We start from the raw sequence: 15,695 nt of genomic DNA on the forward strand, positions 1-15,695 counted from the left end.
GCTCCTGCCCGCCTTTGCCTTTTTCTATTTTGTATGGTTCTCCCGTCTTGATTACAGTATTGACGATGTTAGAGAATTTAGATTTTGTGTAGTTACTTCTATAGCTGTTTATTTCTATGAAAAGCTCTTTATATTCAAGTGGTGAAGTGGAAAACCTTCCACAACCGTTGAGCCCATACGATAGACCAAAAACGTATAAATTGAATCACTGTAAAGCTGAAACCAATCTGCTACCACCCTATTGTTGAACATCCCATTCCCCCGCTTTTTTTCTTTGAATATATTAGACGAAAGTGACCCTTCATATATTTCACTTATTTGTATATTTTTTCATTTTATTTACAAATACCTTTAATGGGTAGACATGATGAGTGAGAACCCCAGAGGAAGTAGTATTGAAGAAATACCCAAATAGTTCGGGGAAATTTTAATGGAATGGCGAATTCGGAGGAATCGTACCAACTGTCGAAAAACATTTATTTCAACTCAAGAACCGTCACTACTAAACCATTAAAATATTACATAAAAAGAAAATTCTGTCGAAATACATGATATAATGTTGGAAATAGGTATTTAGGCGGAGGTACTAATGGCTGATTTCCTGGTGATATCCATCAATATCATAATGAGCATCCTCTTATCGGCTAGCTGCAGCTATCTTTCACTGAAGGAAGCTTTTAAACGAAATGGTCAAAAGCAAGCGTTAAGAAAGAAGGAGCTTTTGCTTCCTTCATTTACTTATACGTTGTTTTATTGTCTGCTTCATGCTTCTGTGACGTTGATGGTTTCTTACGAGATCTTCATCCAGCGCTTTTTCTATTTCGCTCCGATTTTTTTAGTGATATGTTTTTTCAGTATTTATCTATCTCTTCGTCTGTTTGAGGACGTGAATACGGATAAAGTGAATTTCTTAAAAGGCGGGTTCATCTTTTCCCTGATCATGATGGCGGGAAACTTCGCCACGTATAGTGGATTGATCTATCCTCATATCGTTTTCAAACCCATGTATATCTGTTTAACGATTCTGATGACACTCGGTGTGACCTTTCCCTTTTTCCGGATGCTCTTACAGCTTAATAATCAGGAGAGCAGCTCCTATCAAGGAAAGCAGATTGCTTTTTGGAGCATTGTGATGGGTCTCGGGTTCTCCGGTATTACCTATCTGACGGCTTATTCCCTCCTTTCTCCTTTGAAATATGGGTCGTATCTTTCCCTTGTGGAAAATAATCATATGATCCCCTTCATTATTGAAATGGCCATCCTTTTGATTCTTTGGTTCATCCCGGACCACTTAGCCAATGATTTGCATAAAAAGCAAATGAAGGAGATTTACGAGAAAGAGCAGGAATACAAATCATTATATGAGAATAATCTTTCTGCCATCTTCACCTATAACCGGGATGCGGTCATTGTGGAAGCAAATGAACGGGCTGCAGACATGACAGGTTACTCTATAGATGAAATGGTGGGCAAGGGGTTCCGCAACTATGTAATGGAGAAAGATTTGGACCAGATTCAGAAGGCGTTTCAACAATCCTTGATCGGAAAACCTTCAAAATTCGAAATGGAGTTCCCTCACCGAAAAGGGCATATCATGTCCATTCAAGTAATCGTAGTCCCCATTCATCTCGATGGAGAAGTGACGGGAGCACACGTACTTACGACGGATATTACGGAAGCAATTCGTGACAAGAAAAAAATTCAGTATCTCGCTTTTCATGATGAACTGACCGGATTACCGAACAGACGGCATTTTAATGAAGAGTTTGAGCAAAGGGTTCTGGAGGGGAATAAGCAGATGGCCATCCTTCTCCTCGACCTGAACCGATTTAAAATCGTCAATGACACATTGGGACACGGTTATGGAGATGAACTCATCTCCCGGGTAGGAAAAAGATGCGTGAGGGTATTGGGAACGAAGGGGTTCATTGCACGGATGAGTGGGGACGAGTTCATCGTCCTTATCCCGTCCATCAATAATAGGGGTGACGTCCATAAGATGGCAGCAGCGATTCACGAAAGCCTGAAGACTCCTTTTGACATTGGCGGGCATGAAATTATGACAAGCACTTCCATGGGGATCTCCCTTTATCCCCATGATGGCCATGACCTTTCCACTCTTTTGAAAAAAGCGGATATCGCAATGTATACAATGAAAAAGAGTGAAGGAGCCTATCAGCTTCTCTTTTCCGATCAGCTTGAAGAGAAAGGGATCAATCCGATTGAACTGGAAGAAAACCTTAGAAAAGCGCTAATCAACGAAGAATTTGAGTTGTATTATCAGCCACAACTCTCTTTGACAACGAACAGAGTCGTCGGAGTCGAGGCATTGATCAGATGGAATCACCCGGTAAAAGGACTGATACCACCTGCGGATTTCATTCCCCTGGCAGAAGAAACGGGGTTGATCATTCCACTCGGGGAGCGAATTCTGATTGAAGCCTGCAAGCAGCTTACAGTTTGGAAGAATGAAGGCTATGAGTTCAAGATATCCATCAATGTTTCATCCCGGCAGTTTCATGATGTCACTTTTGTGGAAATGGTGAGGAACGTGGTAACAACATACGATGTCCCTCCGTCCCTCATCGAGCTAGAGGTCACTGAAAGCACAACCATGCATCATGTCGAAGAAGCACTGGCAAAATTGAATGCCTTGCGGGAGATCGGCGTTTCTATCGCCATCGATGATTTCGGCATTGAATACAGTTCGTTAAGCTATCTGCAGAAATTCTCGATTCAAACGTTGAAGATCGACAGAAGCTTCATTATGGGACTGAACGAACATGAATCCAATAAAGCGATCGTTTCAGCCATTCATGCCATGGCAAAACATTTGAAGCTAACCATAGTGGCTGAAGGTGTAGAGACCGAGTCCCAACTGGAGTGGCTGAAGGAAATAAAATGTGAGTATGCTCAAGGGTATTATTTCAGCAGGCCGGTACCTGCTGGGGAGCTGGAAGATTACATAAGTGGCAGAGAATCCGCTTCTGTCATGGGATAAAGATGCTTACCAGATTTCTCTAACGTGGACCCTCTTCCACTATGCTAAAAAACACCTCATTCCAAATGAATGAGGTGTTTTCATTACTGAGCTACATTCGATTCCACAGGAATACCAATCGTAAAGGTCGTCCATTCCTCATTTGACTGACATAGTATTTCTCCACCATGTTTTTCAATCAGCTTCTTACAAATATAAAGACCGATTCCCGTTCCAAGGTCCTTAGTTGTATAAAAAGGTTCAAAAATGGCTCCGATGGTCTCTTCTTTAATCCGTGGTCCATTGTTCGAAATCTCCAGATTGGTCCGTCCCTCTCTTACCTTGCAGCACACATGGATCTGCCTATCTCCTTCCACTTCTTGAAGGGCATCAATGGAGTTCATAATCAAATTAAGAAATACCTGCCTTAACTCATCCCTGTTTCCAAGTACCCTGATGTCACCTTCACAGTTGAAATCAATGGATACATCCCCATCAAGCAGGCTCGGGTACAGGAACTCGATTGTCTCTTCCAAGTGCTCAGTCAGAATAATTTCTTCCCTCGTGCTATCGATTAAGTCTTTCCTCGATACATGGAGGAATTGAGAGATGCGATAATTCAATTGTTCAAGTTCATGCTGCATGATATCCAAATAAGGAAGGTTGGGATGATCGTTCTGTAAGAGTTTGGTGAAACCGATGATGGACGTCAACGGGTTCCTGAATTCATGTACAAAGCTCGAGCTCATCTGGCCGAGGATCGTCAACCGTTCTTTATGAGTCTGGTCGATATACAGCTCTTTCTCCTGAAGCTGCTGCTCTTTGATTTCCGTATATTTTCGAACGGCAAGGTAAGAAAATCGATCAAACAGAGCATTAATATCTTCGAATATGGGCTGTAATTGCCGAAGCTCTATGCCAGAATTGCTCACCCACTTAATAATGATACTCTTCCCTATGTTTACATTGTAAACAAACTCGCTAATATTCACGTTGGCATTGACTCGTTCCAAAGCCGTCTTGTGGGCAAGGATGGTGATCTCTTCTTCACTGAGGGGCTTCACAATCGCACGCTTCACCAATTGGAACATCTTCATGCCATTGTTCAACACTTCTTCTTTATAAATATCGTTTTCTGAAATCACGATTCTCTTAAGCCAATTATGTAAAAATTCATCCGAATGGTTTTCCAGGTATTGTATCAGCATGGTTGAAGCACTAGTCATTGATCGGCATTCCCTTCATTCCGGTTATTGTCGAAATATTCACTGATATTATCATAACAGAAATTAAAGAGAATTCGGTTACAATATTTAAAATGTCATGAAAACGTTCGTGGTTTATACCGTTCGAATGAGAAAAGAGCATGATTTGAATTCTCATGCTCTTTCCACACTATTCAATAAGGTCCGTCCCTCTTACGAGTTGAATCTTTTGACCTGGTTGAAGAGATTCTAATAGAGGAAAATCGGATTGACAGATCCTCCCCATCACATTGACAGCAGGATCACGATCCAGATCATGCCTGATAATCTGCATCTCTCCTCTGTACCGTCCATAGAAATCATTATCCCTGGTAATCGTGCCCCGTGGCCTTTCAACCGAATTATATGGAGGAATTGCATCATTCGTCCTTGTATCCAGCAATCGCAACACATCCCGCCCTGGATCAGGACGAAGCTGATACGCTCCTTCTATTTCCCCGCTACCATTGTAAGAAAGTTCGAAGACATCTTCCCGATCAAAGCGTTCGAGCTTTTGCAGGAGCTTGGTGGAACAACCGGGATCTCCAACAAACAAACCTTTCACGCCCCACCGCTTCAATTGTACGGCACTCACATATGGACTTTGTTGACGGTGATCTTCCAAAGTGGGCAGCCCCAGATGCAGTGGCCCCCGCATTTTTTCATCTCCTGGGATAAACGCATACACGGGTATGCCTAACGAATCATAGAGGTTCTGCTGTTCGAGGAAATACGTTTCATCCAACCCCGTTCCCGGCTTTGGATAAAAATTATGCCAGGCAATCATATTCCCCGTTTCCAGTCCACTTTCAATCCATTTCTGCAATTCTATTTCCCCCACCGTACTGGCATTGATAGCAATTCGAAACTTAAGGGACAACTCCAGCATTTCTTCCGTCGTAAATCCATCATCCAGCCTCAAGGAGGTGACGCCCAGTTCTTTCAGCTCTTCAAAACCACTGAGTCCAAGCATGTCGGGTGTTTTCTTCGATACATCCGCGAACACCTCAAACCCTTCCTTTTTAAATAGGGATAAGAGATTTCCGACGCGTTCAGAAGTCACATCCGATTCTTCCGGTATATGAAGAGAGGTAAAGGCAAGCTTGATACCCGATGAAGAAGCTCGAAGAATCCGCTCTTCAGCATCTTCATCAGACAGATAAACGGAGATCCCGATCATTCAAATTCACTCGCCATTTCATCCTTGAACCCGAACAGATACGTTAAAGCGAAACCTGCTGCATAGGCAATCAATAGTCCAAGAGTATAGTAGAGGATTTCTCCGGCGTTAACTAAGAAAATCAAAGGAAGTCCCGATACCCCTATCGCGAAGGTTGCGACATCGAAGTAAGCCTGGAATGCCCCACCGAACCCCGCTCCTAAACACGCTGTCAAAAACGGTCGCCCTAAAGGCAGAGTCACACCAAAGATCAAAGGCTCACCAATACCGAGCATCCCGGCAGGAAGCGCCCCGCCGATCGCTCTCTTCAGCTTCTTCCTTTTCGTTTTCATGAAGATGGCAAACGCCGCTCCAACCTGACCTGCTCCACCCATGGCAAGGATTGGCAAGAGGGGATCGTCACCGATCGTATTGATCAATTCCAAATGGACTGGCGTCAACCCTTGATGCAGTCCCGTCACCACGAGTGGTAGGAAGGTGGCACCAAGAACGAATCCGGCAACAATGCCTCCCATATCAATAAGTGAAAGTAGACCATTGGTAATCAAATCTGAAATAAAACCGCCGACCGGCATAAATACGGTGTACGTCAATAAACCTGTAACAAGTAGCGCTATCGTAGACGTCACAATGATATCGACCGCCTGCGGGATGACCTTTCGAACATTTTTTTCAACAAAAGCCATGAAAATGGCGGCAATCAAGACTCCGATCAACCCGCCCCGCCCTGGAAGAAGATTCTCCCCAAACAGCGTTACGTCACCGATCGCCGGATTGATGATCAAGATACCCGCCAAACCACCGAGTGCCGCCGATCCACCGAATTCCTTCGCCGCATTCATCCCGACAAGGATACCAAGGTAACCGAATAATCCGCTACCGATGATGGAAAGCATCATGACAAGCTGTGATTCACCGTTCAGCCAACCAGCCTGTACGAAGAACTTCGTGAACCCTGTAATCAAACCGGATGCAATCAGCGCAGGAATCAGGGGAATGAAGATATTCGCAACGCGACGCAGGAGAAGCTTGAACGGTGTCGCATTCTTCTTCTTAAGATCAGCCTTTTGGTCTGCTGCCCTTGCCTTTAAGTCAAGCTCTCCTTTCTTGTCCGCAACCAGCTTCCCGAATTCTTCCGTCACTTTATTGACCTTCCCGGGTCCAAGGATGACCTGATACGTTTCATCCTCCACACATCCGAGCACACCTTCGATTTTCTTGATTTCTGCTTTCTCTATGAGCTCTTCGTTATATACCTTTACTCTTAATCTCGTCATGCAATGTTCATAGCTTGCGATATTATCAGCACCGCCAAACCGTTCCAATAGGACTCCAGCCAGTTCTTTGTTTGTCAATTTCACCTTCCCCTTTCATTTCTTGATTGTCCCTCCGCTCTATCTCTATGAATGCGAGTGGACGGGTACCCCTATACGAATAGACTATTTTTCAATGGCCAGCCGGACATATCCGTTCGCATCTTCCAACCTGCTCTTCGCTTCCTCATATCCGCAGCCAAGAATGATCATCACAATCGAGGGTTTCACTTCGTTATTCGCCTTCTTCAACGTCGCTGTTGCCGTATCTTTATCTGCTCCCGTGATGCTTTCGATGATCCCGATCGCCCGCTGTTCAAGCTTGTAGTTGCTGATGTTCACATCCACCATCAGGTTTCCATATGCCTTTCCGAGCTTGATCATGGCTGCTGTCGAGATCATGTTCAGAACCATTTTCTGCGCCGTACCTGCTTTTAACCGGGTGGATCCCGTCAATGCTTCTGGTCCTGCATCGACTTCAATCGCATGTTCTGCTTCAGCAGAGATTTTGGACCCCGTATTACAAGATAGAGCCACCGTTGTCGCCCCTAACCCCCTTGCATATTTCAGTCCGCCGATCACATATGGGGTACGGCCGCTCGCAGCAATGCCGACTACCGTGTCCGCTTTCGTCAATCCGATTTCCTTCAAGTCAGATACACCGAGCCCCTCGTCATCCTCGGCTCCTTCAACCGCCTTTACAAATGCCTTTTCTCCACCCGCGATCAAACCGACTACCACGTCACTGTCCACACTGAACGTCGGTGGACATTCCACGGCATCCAGGACACCAAGCCTCCCGCTCGTACCTGCCCCCATATAAATCAGCCTTCCACCTTGAGAAATAGACGTCACGACCTTGTCGACCACTTCTTCTATTTGTGGAATCACCAGCTTAACAGCCGAAGCCACCTTCTGATCTTCCTCATTCATCATTCGAAGAATCTCACCGGTACCCGCCGTATCGATTCCCAGCGTATTCCGGTTCACTTTCTCTGTTGATAATTCGAAAACATTATCCTCTTTCACACGTCATTCCTCCCACAAAGTTGTATGCGTTTTCATTAACTCTATTATACTCACGTTTAAAATATTATTTCAATTGAATTTTATATTATATGAAATTTAATTTTAGATTAGACCTATGTTTTATGTGGGAATAAAGGAGGATTTTACTAGAAATGTAGAACAACCACAAATAGGAGTTGGAACAAGTTTCCTACTTCTGTTTTGGTTATTTTTTTAGAGGTTCGTCCCTCAGTGATGCGCGCCGAATCCGTCCGGGTTGGGAAGGTTTGATTGAAAGCCCGGGAGATAAAGTTCGGTTTCGTTCCGGTTCAGGGATGAGATTGTCGGGATGGTGGAGAAATGGGTCATGGTGACAGCCGCCCGCTCCCGCTGTTTCATGATGACGCTCTCGGAGCAATTGATGGCAAGCTTCTCTCCGTTGGTAAAATGAACATAGGTTTTTCCTTCTGAGGTGGAGGTCGATTCAATATGCTGACAGAACAGCCAGATGCAGTCATAATCGGTTGGGGCCTTGGTGGGTATCGCATAAATGTACTGCTGCGGGCAAATCATAAGAGGTGTCTTTCTAGGGTAGCGGAATGCGTGCCGGACGGCTTTGATCCTGCCATCATACGTCGACCTGTACGTAAGACACGATTCATCCAGTATGTCCATTGCCGATTTCTTACTCGACGTCTTCGTCCTTCCAAAATCATGGACGACTGTTTGATGAATCCCATCATAAGCAGGACTGATCGCCGTCGTCAATCGAGTAACCATCTCTTTTAAACCTTTCAAACCCAACACCATCCTTTTTCCTTTTTATATAAGCCTCTATTATCTGATTTTTTGAAGAAATGAGACTTTATTACTATTATATACCATTTCCAGAATATTTCCATTTATATTTGTGTTTTTTGAGAAAAACCTCATAATTTGAGGAAATGGATTATTTCCTGGGAGATAGTGTCGAAGAAAACGGATGAAGGATAGAGGATGTTTCTTGTGCGAAGAGGGGACATGATATTTGTAAAGAAACCTCTATAATATGGATGTCCATATTATAGAGGTTTCTATGTGGTATTGTTTTACTCTACCAAAGATTTCACGACTGTTTCTGAAATAGCTGATTCTCCTCCGAGGATATAATACTTATCAGTAACTGGAGCAAAGGCAGCAAGGGTATCTAACGTTGTATACTGGACTTCATTAGGGTGTGTCAGGACGACTGGGCTTCCTTGTTTAGCAGCAAGTACGGAGCCAGCAAGAGCATCAGGATAATTTTTTCCCGTTGCGATGAGTGGTGTTGAGAAATTTAATTCCCCTGCAAAATAGTCAATGATGCTGCTATTTGTCTCATAGCGATCATTACCACTCAAACGCTCATAGTTCATGAACTCTTCAGCAACCATATCAGGTACCGCTGATTCTCCTCCAATCACATAAAATTGTTCAAACATGGTCTCTTCTATATAGCTTCTTACCGAATCTGGAGTCCCATCTTTCTTAGTTAAAAGGATCGGCATTTCAAGGGAGGCAGCAATCGGCGCAATGGATAAAGCATCTGCAAAGCTTTGTCCCGTTGCCACAACTGCACGGTCTGTATAGCCTAACTCCTGGGCTATTTTCACAGATGTTTCATAGCGATCACTGCCGCTTATTCTTGAAACGGTTTTAATTCCAAGGTCTTTCAATTCTTTATCTACATTAGAAGAAATGACCGATTGACCTCCTATAAGAATGACCTTTTTCACTTTAAGACGTTTCAATTCTTCTTTTACAGATTGAGGAATGGCTGCGTTATTTGTTAAAAGCAAAGGTGCGCTGTAATGATAAGCAAGCGGTGTTGCACTTAACGCGTCAGGATAGTTTTGGCCTGTCGCAATAACCGCTACATCCGATGTCTCCCAACCTTTTCTTGAAATTTCAACGGCCGTTTGATAACGATCACTGCCAAAAATTCTTTCAGTACCAATTGTCGCTTGATCGATACCAGTCACTGCAGCGAGAGCATCCAAACGCCCCCATCCAGAAACCGTATCATATCCTGGTAAAACCATTTCGGCAGGGTACGGATACTCATCTTCATAATAATAGCCTGTACCTGGATTATCTTCTTCATCGAAAGTAATATCTACCGCGGTTCTTGTCAGGACCCTCTCCACTTGTTCAGGTGTCAGATTTGAATCTTTAGACAGCACCAATCCGGCAACGGCTGCCACGTGAGGAGTAGCCATTGATGTACCGCTCATATACGTCACATTTCCATCTGGCACTATACTTGGAATATTTGTCCCTGGAGCTACCAAATCAATTCCATTACCGAAGTTTGAGTAATCTGAAACAAGGTCAAGGTTATTTGTTGCTCCGACAGATACCACATATTTCGAAGAACCGGGATAAGAAATCTCTTCCATTCCATCATTACCTGTAGCAGCAACGACAGTGACTCCATGGTCATGAGCATACTTCAATGCGTACTCGATAACACGGCTGTAGGAACCACCAAGGCTTAGGTTAATGACCTGTGCCCCATGATCGACGGCATATTTGATTCCATATGCTATCTGTTCAGTATCCCCGCTTCCTGATGCGTCTAGGACTTTAACAGGAAGAATCTTCGCGTGAAGATTGATTCCTGCCATTGAATAGTGGTTATTTGATTCCGCAGCGATGATGCCAGATACATGGGTTCCATGTCCGTGATCATCCATGGCATCTGAATTTCGATTGACAAAATTATAGCCTTCATTTTTTAGTACACGACTGCTTAGATCTGCAAGAGTATAGTCTACCCCAGTATCTACGACAGCTATGACCGAATCTTGAAGATCCTGATCTTTGAGCAACTCTTGAAGTGCTTCATATTGGATATCCGCATCTGGTACCCCACCGTTATCACCATTATTCTTAAGTGACCATTGGTATGGATATTGAGAATCTAAGGATAGGGCTTTATAGTACTGGACAGGTTCGACAAACTCCACCTCAGGAAGGTTCTCAATCTCTTTTGATGTTTTTGTAAGAGAAGTGGTACTCATTTTCTTTGATCCACTTTTCTCTACTTCCATGACATACATATTATCGAAGAAAGAATCTTTCACCTTTAATGGAGTAATGGATTCAACACCTAATGAACCAGCTTTCCCCTGTATGGTTGCCACATTCTTCTTATCTTTTAATTTAACGATTAATCGATCACCGGCAGCTTTTGTCGGTGAAAGCCCTGCTTTCGCTAAAACCGAGGAAACGGTTGAATTTGTAAGGTTTGAAATCCCCACACTTTTACCAGTAGCTTCTATTTGCTCTTGTAAGAAAACAGGAGTCGAGTCAAGAGCATTGGTGTACAAATCGTTAATCGCCTGTTGATCGTCTTTTGTAATTTTATAAGAACTTGAAGAACCATTAGCTGCAACATCAGCAAACAGACCTTTTAATTGTACGAGATCCTGATAAACACTATCACGCAATGTTTTACTGAACACCATTTTCGAACTGATAAAAGGTGCCGCTTTGTAGTAAAGGGTGGACAAGTCCTTTCCTTTTTCCGTTTTAGCCAGTACGCTTTCACGGATAGTACGTAAATCTCTTAATATATTTTTACCATTTTCTCTTTCTTTTGTACTTAACTCCGCTGGACATTCCTCAGCGATGGCTTCATCAGAAGGAGGCAATGTTACGCCATCATAGCTGATTGTATATGGAATGACCATATCTTCGAAGTCTTCTTCGGATTCTACAAACTCTTCTTCCACTCCATAGGATTCCACCTTAATGTAATAGGGTCCTACCCAGGAAATCGGGAAGTCGATGATTGCCGGTTCGTTATCATAAGAATATCCCATATAACGGTCAAATGCTTTATTATCGATTGCATTTTCAAGACTTGAATATACCGTTACATTTAACTCTGATTCTGATTGAAGCTTCATGCGTAAATGGGTATAATCGGATATTTGATCTGAAGGATCAACTTTATACCAATGCACATGCTCGTCCATATCAAATTCGCCATCGACGGGAGTCCCTATTACCAAAGTCTCCTCCTCATTCGGAATGCCTGAATCCTCTGCCTTGGTTTCCGTTATGGTAAACTGGCTGAAAATCAATGAAAAAACAAAAACCAAAGCTACTAAACTACGAATCCTCTTTTTCATCTAGAACCTCCACTAATGATAAAATAAACTACAAAATCTATTAAACCACAGAAATGTAAAAATGGAAATATTTTGTATCTTAAGGTTTATTAATCCAAAATTTGTAAAATAATTGAGGTGTAGTATATATTTCACTGGACGATATTCTAATGAATCATGTACAGGATTCACTATGAATGTAGGGCAGGACGTGACTCAACCAATTTAGGTAAGAGAATGTCTAATGCAGAGATACTATTACTTAGAAAATAAATAAAGGATTGTGCCTAAGGGATGAAAAATGAAGAATAGTAATAGAAACAGAAAGGAAAATATAGTTGGCTCGCTTAAAACGGTTAGCCCATAAATACGAGGAAGATGTTGTTATTCAGATACCACTATCTTCTGATAAATTTCAGATAGAACCAAACAATATACTGAGCTAGACCCAAGCAAGTTTTCAAAAAGATATAATGACCTTCTCTTCTCTTTCGTCCTGTATCTTTTATATTGAAGGGATAAAGAGGAGAATTCTATCCTCTTTATCCCTTATTTTCCATAATCGTCTCGTTTGGCAAATGATTTGTTAGCATTTCTATTGTTGAATATCGGGGGTCATTTGTATAAAGGTTACACCCTTGTCCATCGTGCCATAACTTAAGGATGGTAGTAGTATTTTTCATATTAAAGCACGGAAACATATATGACTTTTTGCCACCAAATACGCCTTCTTTAATCTCCAATTTGTAACTGATAATATCAGAGAAGGAAATTGAATAAAATTGATTGGACGAAGCAATCCAAAAAGTTTCTTCTAAAATAAGCTTTAATGTATGTGCGTCATTTATGATAACCTTGAAAACTGGGAAGCTATTCTTTTTTGTACTTTCAAATTTTAAAAAGTATTGAATACACTCTTTTTGGAACGCGAATTCGATTTCTTCAGTTAAATCATTGTAGGGTTCAAATGTAAGAAAAACTGGAAATAAAGCTTGTTTGCAAATAAAATCATATAAAAATTGTCTTGTTTCATCATCGTAATCATCATATTCTGAAGGTCCAATATATAATTTAGAAACTTTTTGTACGTTTTCAAATAAAATATATTCTTCGTCCAAATTAAATTCCTCTTGAGTAATATATATTTTAGTCAAAATCCCCCCACCTTTATTGAAAAGTTTCAAGACTTGGTTTCTTAATTTTCTCATTGTATACAGAAACAAGCTTTTCAAAAATAAAATAGCATCGGCAAATAACGATGCTGTTTCGCAGTTGAATTTACTTGCTAAATCTTATTCTATTTTGGTAGCTTTTTTAGTAGAAAAATTAAATTCCCCTCCCATAACGGAACCCTCTAAAAAAAGCCCAACGTTTTTATTTTATACAACGTTTGGGCTTTTTCCGTATGTAATAATTTTGGCACAATGATCCGGTGCTAGACCAATTAATTATCAGAAAGTCTTATTCAAGAATGGTCATTTCTTTCAAATACTTTATATCGCTTATTTTTAAATTTTTCCCTGTAATGAAGGATAAGAAATACATGATAATAAATAACAGCGGCAGGAATACAATAAATGAAAAATATCCACGTCCACATAATATCTCCAGCTGCCAGCCCAAGAAATAAAGCGGGCATTAAGCCACTAAGAATATACAAGAATAGTTGAAAAAAATACCTGAAACGCTTAATACTATAGAATTCCGATATCCGATCAATCAAATAGGCAGCTAAGAGACCAAATACAAGATAAAGAGGTATGGAAGGCATGATAGACATGAGGAATCCATCGAGAAAATCCATATAACAACAATCATATTCTCTTTGTTCGATTGGGGTATGCATCATCCACCCCATAAACAGTGAAAAAATTATAGGAGAGAATATAACCGCCAATGCTTTGTTGTATAAATCAATCATATAAAATCACCTTAAATTGTGTAGATGTAATCTATCCTATTTAGGAGGGGCATTAAAGCATTCTCCAACTCAATAGTTGAATGTGCTCCATTCGCTCTCTCTGAAAATGCCCCCATCCCTAATCAAGATCAATTTCTCTTCTTTCACTGCTCAATAACTCTTGCTCTTCTTCCACCACAGGTCTTGCATTTCCCTTCGAGAACAATATCATGATTATTAGAATCCACTGTGTAATCCACAATGGTCTTTTCGCCACATACCCGACAATAGACGTTATCCTCTAATTTTTTTCGTATCTTCCCGTATTGCCATCCACCTTTTATTTTCCAATTCATCTTTCACATCTGTCACCCTAACTATTTAACACTCATTTGAAAACGTTCGACGAATCGCATTTTCAAATTCAGTTTCAGGTATACGTGATTTCGCATATCGCTTTGTCACATTGATATCCCGATGTCCCGCAAGCTTAGAAACCACTTCAAGTCCAACACCCTTATTTATCATATGCTGACAGAAAGTATGGCGCAGCTTTTGGGCATGTATATTAAACTTTTTCAACATATACTGAACAGATCGCTCTGTTAACCTATCATTTGTTTTTGAAATGAATAAAGGTTTCTCGGGTTCAACCGCTCCCAAGTAATCAGAAAGATGCTTTATTAATTCATTTGATAACGGAATGATCCGTTTATCTTCATAGTTATCTTTAACAGTTACCTGCTTCGTCAAAAAATTTATATCCGACACATTAAGTGCACATAACTCTGAAACACGTATGCCAGTGTGCAGCAACATATATACAATCGCTATATTTCTCTCACTTTCGCTCTCTTTCACTTCTGATAGAAGTGCTTCACACTCTTCTATGGTTAATGTTTCAATTTCATCCTTTTTATTTCCTTGATTGATCTTTATATCAAACGTTATGTCTGGCCTTTTTAAGTATTTTGCAAAGGTTCGCATCACCCCAAGAACCTTATCCGTCGTAGTCGGACTCTTTCCCATTTCCTCCAGGTATCGGATATAGTCTTGGACATCCTGCTGAGTAATGTCTAAAAGCCTTTGATTATGATCCTGCAGCCACTTTTCATATTTCTTAAGTTCCTGCTGGTATGTCAAGATGGTATTAGATGATTTTCCTTCACGTTCAAGCCATGTTAAAAACTGATCAATCGTAGGACTAGAAGACCTTTGCAAGAGTACCACCCTTTCAAAATCAAACCTCTATTTACTAATATCCTAGAGCTAATAGTTAAAGAAGTCAACTTCTCCGAATGTAAAAAAGAGACAAGGGAAATATTGAACGGATAGCAGACATACAATGTAACAGTTGTGCGCTCTCTGAAAAAGTCTTTACATGGGAAAGACTGGAGTTTTATTTCCCCATCGCAATCATTACACTGATCATCCAGGTAGCTCCCTACCCACGCAGTACAGCTTAAGAGGCTTTAACAAATCTACATGTTCTTCAAAACAAAAATAGAGTAACTCCCAATGAGCTACTCTTTTTCTATTTGCCTGGCGACGTCCTACTCTCACAGGGGGAGCCCCAACTACCATCGGCGCTGAAGGCTGCGGCTAGTGATGAGCGGCGAATCTCTTCGTCCGCTTCACTCGTTCAGATCCTTTGTGGAAGCCACACTCCGGTCTTCACTCCCTCGCGTCCTCGACCTTCTTGCTCCTCCCTACCCTCGCAGTGCGGATGAGAAGGATTCAATTAAACCCACATGTTCTTCGAACTACAATTCAAATCAAAAAAAGAGTAACTCACAATGAGCTACTCTTTCCACATATCTGCCTGGCGACGTCCTACTCTCACAGGGGGAGATCCCCCAACTACCATCGGCGCTGAAGAGCTTAACTTCCGTGTTCGGCATGGGAACGGGTGTGACCTCTTCGCCATTATCACC

The 15,695-nt window shown here is 41.7% G+C and carries 10 protein-coding genes and 1 rRNA gene; 1 reads left to right on the top strand and 10 read right to left on the bottom strand.

Translation table 11 applies throughout. The features are described from left to right. Nucleotides 1–589: 589 nt before the first annotated feature. Nucleotides 590–3,001 (top strand): putative bifunctional diguanylate cyclase/phosphodiesterase, encoded by a 2,412-nt coding sequence (locus LCL96_RS21200; RefSeq protein WP_224945028.1) that lies wholly within the window; start codon nucleotides 590–592, stop codon nucleotides 2,999–3,001. Between the two features lie 83 nt (nucleotides 3,002–3,084). Here the strand turns inward: LCL96_RS21200 and LCL96_RS21205 are convergent, their stop codons facing one another. The 10 genes from LCL96_RS21205 to rrf all read right to left on the bottom strand — a co-directional run. Next, on the bottom strand, nucleotides 3,085–4,206 hold the full coding sequence (locus LCL96_RS21205) for a sensor histidine kinase (RefSeq protein WP_224945029.1): 1,122 nt from the start codon (nucleotides 4,204–4,206) through the stop codon (nucleotides 3,085–3,087). A gap of 169 nt (nucleotides 4,207–4,375) precedes the next feature. Further along, nucleotides 4,376–5,404: a MupG family TIM beta-alpha barrel fold protein gene (locus LCL96_RS21210; protein WP_224945038.1), complete on the bottom strand. Its 1,029-nt coding sequence runs from the start codon at nucleotides 5,402–5,404 to the stop codon at nucleotides 4,376–4,378. After that, nucleotides 5,401–6,759, bottom strand: a complete 1,359-nt coding sequence (locus LCL96_RS21215; protein ID WP_263628271.1) for a PTS transporter subunit EIIC — start codon at nucleotides 6,757–6,759, stop codon at nucleotides 5,401–5,403. Before LCL96_RS21215 ends, LCL96_RS21210 begins: the two co-directional genes overlap by 4 nt. An 84-nt stretch (nucleotides 6,760–6,843) precedes the next feature. Next, nucleotides 6,844–7,746, bottom strand: coding sequence for an N-acetylmuramic acid 6-phosphate etherase (gene murQ, locus LCL96_RS21220; RefSeq protein ID WP_224945047.1), 903 nt, complete (start codon nucleotides 7,744–7,746; stop codon nucleotides 6,844–6,846). A 228-nt stretch (nucleotides 7,747–7,974) separates the two neighbouring features. Next, the gene (locus LCL96_RS21225; RefSeq protein ID WP_224945048.1) at nucleotides 7,975–8,523 is read right to left on the bottom strand and encodes a competence protein ComK; all 549 of its coding nucleotides are present in this window, start codon (nucleotides 8,521–8,523) and stop codon (nucleotides 7,975–7,977) included. A gap of 290 nt (nucleotides 8,524–8,813) precedes the next feature. Further along, nucleotides 8,814–11,882 carry a cell wall-binding repeat-containing protein gene (locus LCL96_RS21230; RefSeq protein WP_224945049.1) on the bottom strand — a complete coding sequence of 1,023 codons (3,069 nt, stop codon included), beginning with the start codon at nucleotides 11,880–11,882 and terminating at the stop codon, nucleotides 8,814–8,816. Between the two features lie 521 nt (nucleotides 11,883–12,403). Next, nucleotides 12,404–13,015, bottom strand: a complete 612-nt coding sequence (locus tag LCL96_RS21235) for a hypothetical protein (protein WP_224945054.1) — start codon at nucleotides 13,013–13,015, stop codon at nucleotides 12,404–12,406. Nucleotides 13,016–13,326: 311 nt separating this feature from the next. Further along, nucleotides 13,327–13,782 carry a hypothetical protein gene (locus LCL96_RS21240; protein WP_224945058.1) on the bottom strand — a complete coding sequence of 152 codons (456 nt, stop codon included), beginning with the start codon at nucleotides 13,780–13,782 and terminating at the stop codon, nucleotides 13,327–13,329. 360 nt (nucleotides 13,783–14,142) lie between these two features. Continuing rightward, nucleotides 14,143–14,982, bottom strand: coding sequence for a tyrosine-type recombinase/integrase (locus LCL96_RS21245; protein WP_224945059.1), 840 nt, complete (start codon nucleotides 14,980–14,982; stop codon nucleotides 14,143–14,145). Between the two features lie 599 nt (nucleotides 14,983–15,581). Continuing rightward, nucleotides 15,582–15,695: ribosomal RNA gene (gene rrf / locus LCL96_RS21250) — 5S ribosomal RNA — on the bottom strand; the annotation flags it as partial.

Source organism: Rossellomorea aquimaris (assembly GCF_020172085.1).
Taxonomy (GTDB): domain Bacteria; phylum Bacillota; class Bacilli; order Bacillales; family Bacillaceae_B; genus Rossellomorea; species Rossellomorea aquimaris_E.